This is a genomic window from Corallococcus sp. CA047B, from assembly GCF_003612065.1.
GTDB classification, from domain to species: domain Bacteria; phylum Myxococcota; class Myxococcia; order Myxococcales; family Myxococcaceae; genus Corallococcus; species Corallococcus praedator.
Genome location: NZ_RAWD01000411.1, coordinates 1 through 7023, shown reverse-complemented (window position 1 = coordinate 7023; position 7023 = coordinate 1). Strand labels below are relative to the sequence as shown.

The 7023-nt window shown below is 69.5% G+C and carries 6 protein-coding genes; 3 read left to right on the top strand and 3 right to left on the bottom strand.

Annotated elements, in window-relative coordinates:
* Window positions 1-1834, top strand: a 1834-nt coding sequence (locus D7X74_RS37370) for a tenascin-X (RefSeq protein WP_120537758.1), incomplete at its 5' end; no start/stop codon positions are given.
* An 89-nt stretch (window positions 1835-1923) separates the two neighbouring features.
* Window positions 1924-3504 (top strand): anti-phage dCTP deaminase, encoded by a 1581-nt coding sequence (locus tag D7X74_RS37365; RefSeq protein WP_120537757.1) that lies wholly within the window; start codon window positions 1924-1926, stop codon window positions 3502-3504.
* 107 nt (window positions 3505-3611) lie between these two features.
* Here D7X74_RS37365 and D7X74_RS37360 read toward each other — a convergent pair whose 3' ends face one another.
* Window positions 3612-4331 (bottom strand): DUF429 domain-containing protein, encoded by a 720-nt coding sequence (locus D7X74_RS37360; RefSeq protein ID WP_120537756.1) that lies wholly within the window; start codon window positions 4329-4331, stop codon window positions 3612-3614.
* 78 nt (window positions 4332-4409) lie between these two features.
* On the opposite strand from D7X74_RS37360, the gene D7X74_RS37355 reads away from it, so the two are divergent.
* Window positions 4410-5429 (top strand): aldo/keto reductase, encoded by a 1020-nt coding sequence (locus D7X74_RS37355; RefSeq protein ID WP_120537755.1) that lies wholly within the window; start codon window positions 4410-4412, stop codon window positions 5427-5429.
* A gap of 450 nt (window positions 5430-5879) precedes the next feature.
* Here D7X74_RS37355 and D7X74_RS37350 read toward each other — a convergent pair whose 3' ends face one another.
* A complete protein-coding gene (locus D7X74_RS37350; protein ID WP_120537754.1) occupies window positions 5880-6614 on the bottom strand; it encodes a head GIN domain-containing protein in 735 nt (244 codons plus the stop codon).
* A 114-nt stretch (window positions 6615-6728) separates the two neighbouring features.
* Window positions 6729-7023: PEGA domain-containing protein (locus tag D7X74_RS37345; protein ID WP_120537753.1), on the bottom strand; the 295-nt coding region annotated here is incomplete at its 5' end.

Below are 7023 nucleotides of genomic sequence, written 5' to 3'. Positions count from 1 at the left end.
GGCCACGCTGACGGGGCGGGCGCCCGGGGGCGGGGAGGTGGCCGTGGTGCTCCAGGGCCAGGCGAACCCGATTCCCACCTGCCCCACGCCGGTGGCCTGCCACACCGCCACGTTCGACCCGGTGACGGAGGCGTGCGTGGAGGCGGAGGAGCCGGACGGCACGGCGTGCGACCCGGGCAACGCGTGCCTCCAGGACGCCACCTGCACGGCGGGGCGGTGCAAGGGGACGGAGCGCGTGTGCGACGACGGCAACGCGTGCACCACGGACGTGTGCAACCCGCTGGACGGCTGCGCGGCGGTGCCGGCGCCGCCGTGTCCGGGGGATGGGAAGTGCCAGGTGGGCACGTGCGATCCGAAGCTCGGGTGCGCGCTGGCGAACGCGCCGGACGGCACCTTCTGCGGCCCGGAGCGCGGCTGCGACGCGGCGGACGTGTGCCTGGACGGGGCGTGCCAGCGGCGCGATCCACCGGACAACTTCATCTGCGCGCCGGCCAGCCCGTGCCAGGGACCGGGGCAGTGCAAGGGGTCGGTTTGCGAGCGCCCGGCCGCGACGGTGCTGTCCCCCAATTGGACGTACGACGCGGCCTCCAACGGCGAGGCGCTGCACGACCTGCTGGTGGGGCCCACGGGGGATGTGACGCTGGTGGGCTTCTTCGTGCCGGCGCTGATGGACGCGGCGGGCCCGGTGCCGGTGCGGGCGAGCGTGGCGGGCCGGCGGTGCATGTTGTGGAACGACCGGCTGCTCTGCATGGACCTGCCGCTGTCCGGGCAGGTGTCGCTGTTGGACAGGGCCACGGGCGCGCCCCGGTGGACGTTCGACCTGGCGACCGCGCGGCCGGACTTCGCGAAGGGGCTGACGACGCTGTTCATGGCGCGGCTGGGGGTGATGCAGCCGGACCGGCTGGCGGCGCTCTTCGAGGCGTATCCGGAAGGCACCGCACGTGACACGTTGTGCCGGCGGTACTTCCTCGTGGTGTTGGATGCCTTTGGCGGGATGGTGTCCGCGCAGGAGATCACCGATCCGCTGCTCTCCGAGTGCAACCACCCACACCCGTTCGGCGTGGCGTCGGACGCGGCGGGGGATCTGTACCTGTCCTTTGGACAGACGCTGAATGTGGGGGCGCCGCTGTTTCCGGGGGCGCCCACGCTGCTGATGGCGTTCTCGCAGGACGGGGTGCCGCGCTGGCGCAAGACGGAGGCGTTCAGCGCGGGCGAGCTGGCCATCGTGAACGGGCTGTTGCTCAACGAGCGCTCCACGCAGGCGCTGCGCACGCAGGACGGGCAGGCGGTGGGTTCGCAGCCGTTCCCCAAGGCGCTGGGCCGCGCGGTGGCGACGTCCGAGCGCCTCATCCCGTCGCCGTCCCTGGACGACAGCGCGCAGGAGTGGCGGCTGCGGGGGCATGGGGTGCCGGGGTTGGAGGCGGCGTGGACGTACACGTTCCCGGGCTGGACGGGACCGGTAGGCTCCGAGCTGCGGCTGGCGAGCTGGACGACGCGCACGGGACTGCCGCCGGAGACGGTGGTGGTGGGCACGGGGATGAAGGGGTACACGGGGGTGATGTTCGCGGTGAGCGCGCGTGACGGCAGTGAGGTGTTCCAGTGCCCGCTGCCCAACTCGGCGACCCCCGCGCAGTTCCTGGAGCTGGGGCCGGACAGCGTGGTGATGATGGACTGGGCGCAGACGTGCGGGGACTGCGATCCCCCGTTCGCCAACAGCCAGGCGCGGTTCCGGCGCTTCCCCATTCCCGGGCTCCAGCCCGCGGAGGAACCCTGGCCGGGCACCTTCGGCGGACCGGGGCATGACCATCACGAGGATCCGGTGCGCGGGCGCTGAGGCATACCTCTCTGGGGTGAGTGCCTCGCGGGCACCCATGTCGGAAGGGGATGCTATCCCCCGGGTTGTGATTGCAGGGGGGATGCGGGATGAGCGGAGCAAGTGACGAGACCCTGGAAGGGCTCGATTACCAACGCACGGAGATCGTGCTGGGGCTGGTGGGGGCGCTGGGGACGGACCTCGAACGGATGGAGACCTTCTTGAGAGAAGGTCTCCGACGCTTCAACTATGAGCCGCAGGTCATCAAGGTGACCCGACTGCTGGAGACACTCCAGTCGGCGTCGTTGGATCATGGGTTGAAGGGATCGACGGAGGATGAGCGCATCGCCAGCCGCATCCAGGCGGGCAATGAGTTGCGACGTCTCTCAAAGCGCAACGACGTCTTCGCGCTCTACGCCGCGCAGCAGATCGCGGAACTCCGGGTCCGTTCCGGCACGGATGAGGATCGCCTCCCTCGCTGGCAGACCGCCCATCTTGTGCATTCACTGAAACATCCGGCCGAAGTGCGGACCCTCCGACGCATCTACGGTCCAGGGTTCTTCCTGGTGGGTGTGTACTCGCCGGAGTCGCTGCGTCTGCGCAAGCTGGTGGATCGACACCTGATTCCGGAGGAGAAGGCCCGCGAACTCATCCGGACGGATGAGAACGAGAAGGCAGGGCACGGACAGCACGCCCGGGACACCTTCGAGTTGTCGGATGTCTTCATCTCCATGACAGGCAACGAAGAGGAGTCCCGGAGCCAGGCCTTCCGCTTCCTGGACCTTGTCTTCGGCTCCCCCTGGACGACGCCCACACAGCAGGAGCACGCGATGTTCATGGCCTTCGCCGCCGCGCAGCGCTCCGGCAGCCTCGCGCGGCAGGTGGGGGCCGTCATCACCACCCCGACGGGAGATGTCATCTCCACCGGCGCGAATGACGCCCCCCAGTACGGAGGAGGGCAGTACTGGCCCGGTTCCCATGACCAGCGTGACAGTGCACGGGGCGAGGATTCCAACGACGTCCTCAAGAGGAAGCTCGTCGTGGGAATCATGCGCAAGGTGAAGAAGCGCTTCGAGCCAGGGACTGAATCACAGGAGGGGGATGACGCCCTCTACGCGGAGGGACGGAGTCTCTTCACCGATACGGGATTGCTGGACATCACCGAGTACAGCCGTGAAGTGCATGCGGAGATGGCGGCCTTGTCCGCGTGTGCGCGGCTGGGAGTCTCCACGCAGGGTGCACACCTGTATGCGACGACCTTCCCCTGTCACAACTGCGCCAAGCACATCGTGGCCGCGGGCATCGAGCGGGTGTACTTCGTCGAACCCTATCCGAAGAGCCACGCGCTGCGGCTGCACGGAGACTCCATCGCCCTGGCAACTGAGTTCCGGACGGCCAATGGCCCGGAAGAACAAGGAAGGTCGGAAGTTGGAGGAGACGGTCACGAAGAGTTCGCCGCGTATCCCCTTGCTCCCCTATGCTTATGTCCAGTTGGAGCAACTCGCATTGGACGAACTGTTCCAACTGATAAAGCAGGCGAAACAGGGGCCCGTGGGTTCCGGAGGAGAGGGTTGAATGTCTTTCAGGCTTGCGGACACGGAAGAAGCCCGGCGGTTCTGGGAGTCATTGGAACGCAACCGGCGCGTCGTGGCGAAGTGGCCGGACTGGATGCGGCGTGGCTCCGTCGGTGAGACGTTGTCGCGGGAGTGGGACGGGGATGTGGAAACGGAATCAGCGACCGTGCCCCCAGCCGGAACCCCTTCCGAGCAGCCCTGAACGCAGGTGGAGCAATTCCCTCTCACCGTCTTGAGAGGGATTGGACCCGGTCCAGGATGCGCCCTTCGCGCAGCGTTCCGTCCGGGTCCTGCGTCAGGGGCAGGCCCACCGCGGTGACGTCCCCGGGCCGCGCGCGTGTGAGCCACCCCAGCCAGGCGCAGGCCGTGGCATCCAACTGGTCATGCGTGCACGGGCCTCCGTCCACGAAGCGCAGACCCTCGGCTTCGAGCAGGGCCTGACGCCGGGCGCGTCCCTCCGGCGTGGCTTTTCCCCCCAACTTCTCCACAGCCAGCGTGCGCCACGTCGCGCCGGGGAAGGCCTCGAACAGGCGCGCCCGTGAAGGCTCCGGCGTGTCCAGGTCCAGCAGGGGGACTCCGGCCCCGCAGCGCAGCGCGGCGAACAGCAACACGCTCCCGCGCACGAAGCCCGCGAAGGGTGGGCCGGGCTGGGGCAACACGTCCGGGGTTCGCCCCGGCGCTCGCAACCGCCGCTCCGCGTCCCGCACCCGGCTGCCAGGGTTCGCCAGCGCCTGCGGTCCGTCCACCACCACCACGTCCCCGGGTCCCACGGCGAAGGCCTCCCGCAGGGCCTGCGGGTCCAATCCATGACGCGCGTCCGCCCGGGGCCACACGCGCTGGGAGAAGCGCACGTGGCCCTCCGCATCCAGCACGGCCTCGTCCACGGGGCGGGGCGCCCGGGCGAACGGGTCGGTCAAATCCCAGCCGACGAAACGGGTCGTCATCCCGTGCCTTCCTGCGGCGAGGTTGCTCGCCCAGCGTTAAGAGGGGCCGCCTTCCATTCCACCCAAGGTGACCCGCACATGCACTACCGCCCTCTGGGCCGCACCGGCCTGTTTGTCTCTGAACTGTGTTTCGGCGCCATGACGTTTGGCGGCGAGGGCTTCTGGAAGGCCATCGGGCAGCAGGGCCAGGCGGAGGCCGACAAACTGGTGGGCCGGTGCCTGGACGCGGGCATCAACTTCTTCGACACCGCGAACGTGTACTCGAACGGCCTGTCGGAGGAGCTGCTGGGCAAGGCGCTGGCCCCGAAGCGCTCCCAGGTGGTGCTGGCCACCAAGGTGCGCGGCCGCATGGGCCCGGGCATGAACGAGGTGGGCCTGTCGCGCTACCACATCCTCGACTCCGTGCACGCGAGCCTCAAGCGCCTGGGCACCGACCACATCGACCTGCTGCAGATCCACGGCTACGACGTGGCCACCCCGCTGGATGAGACGCTGCGCGCGCTGGATGATTTGGTGCGCGAGGGCAAGGTGCGCTACCTGGGCGCGTCCAACCTGGCCGCGTGGCAGCTCATGAAGGCGCTGGGTTTGAGCGACAGCCGGAACCAGTCCCGCTTCGAATCGCTCCAGGCCTACTACTCCATCGCCGGCCGCGACCTGGAGCGTGAGGTCGTGCCGCTGCTCAAGGACCAGAACGTGGGCCTGATGGTGTGGAGCCCGCTGGCCGGCGGCTTCCTGTCCGGCAAGTTCCGCCGCGACTCGCAGGGCCCCGAGGGCTCCCGCCGCGCCGCCTTCGACTTCCCGCCCGTGGACCGCGAGCGCGCGTACAACGCCATCGACGTGATGGACGTCATCGCGAAGGAGCAGAACGCCACCGTGGCCCGCGTGGCGCTCGCGTGGCTCCTGCACCAGCCGCACGTCACCACCGTCATCCTGGGCGCCAAGACGGAGGCCCAGTTGGAGGACAACCTGGCCGCCTCCGAGCTGCGCCTCACCCCCGCGCAGTTGGAGAAGCTGGACACCGTCTCCAAGCTGCCGCCCGAGTACCCAGGCTGGATGGTGGAGCGTCAGAACGCGGACCGCTTCCCCCCGACCCGCTGACCCGGTTCCACTGGGAGTCCCATCCCTGCGGACTTTTCCAAAACGGCTGGATGGACCCGACCTGCTGCATGCGACTGGAAGGCCGCGTCATCGGGATGCTCGGACCTCCACTGACAGTCCGGGATGGCGAGCGTCCAGGCAGTGAGGGGCCCGGGTCTCCAGGTGCGGTGAAAGACACCGACGGTGTTTGGGATTGGGACGGACTCCCGATATCTTGGGGACTGTGAAGCGCTCGGTGAACCCGGGCGTGGTCCACGGTGCTCACGCGTCTGCCTGGCAACACCCCCGTGGGGTCGGGGTCGCGTGAAAGAAGTGCGGTCGCCCGGATGACCTTGGAGGTCCGGTGTGCGGCGGCTTCGTTGCTTCGTGGGGGGCCTGTCCGGGCCCCGGGAACTCCCCGGGGCCCGGGTAACCTTCTGGCTGTCAGGTCGCCTGCCTGCTCGGGCGGCTTCAGTTGCTGTAGTCGACGCGCGAGCCGCCGCTGACATCGACCTTGGAGTTCTTGGGTCGCGCGGACAGGCTGATGACGCTGCCGCCGGACGCATCGCCGGAGACGGTGCCGGGCGCGTCGGCCTCCACGGTGGCGCCGCCGCTGGCTTCCACGGACAGCTCCTTCACGCCCTGGAGCTGCCGGGCGTGGAGCTGCGAGCCGCCGCTGACCTCGGCGTCCACCCTCTCCGCGCGGCCGACGAGCGTCAGCTGGGCGCCGCCGCTGGCCTCGGCCTCCACCTGCTTCGCGTCCACGCCGCGCACGGTGAGCTCGGCGCCGCCGCTGGCCTCGGCCTCGAACTCCTCGGACGCGGAGGCCTCGGCCTCCACGTGGCTGCCGCCGCTGGACTCCACGTGGTCGATGCGGGGCGAGGACACGATGAGGCGCACCTTGCCGTTCAGCCCGTTGCCCCACCAACTCCCCTTGCGGTCGACCCGCGTGGTGAGGATGCCCTCCTCCACCACCAGCTTGATGCGGGAGATGGAGTCGGCGGGTCCTTCCAGGCGGGCGGACTTGGGGCCCACCTTCACCTGGGCGTGCAGGCCGTGGCCCACGGAGACACCGTGGAAGTCCTCCACCTGGCGCGTCTCACCGGAGCCTTCGCTGGAGGGGGTCTTGGCGTCCTCCGCGTGGGCGGTACAGGCGGCGGTGGCGAGGCAGCAGGCGGCGAGCACGGACAGCGGGGCGATCCTCATGGTCGGCTCCAGGCGTGGCGCGGGACGTACAGGCACGTCCCGGCGAATGCCTCGGTTACGCGGGAGCCGGCGGGTTGATTGCGTGCCCTCGACGAAAGTCGCGGGGAGCGCCTGTCAGGGATTGGCCAGCAGTTCCAGGGGGACCCGGACGGACGTGGTGTCGTCGGGTTTGATCTCCACGAGGAGCTTCAGGGGCCGGCCGGTGCCATCCATGAGCTTCAGCGTGTGCCTGCCCACCGGGAGGGCGACCTTGGTGAGGGGCGTCTCTCCGAGCGAGCGGTTTCCCAGGGACACGCGGGCGGAAGGTTCGGTGACGAGCGTGAGGAAGCCCTGGGGCGCCGCGGCTTCGGCGGTTTCGGTCGGAGCGTCCTCGACGACTTCGGGCGCGGCGGGGGTCCGGGGCTTGCGG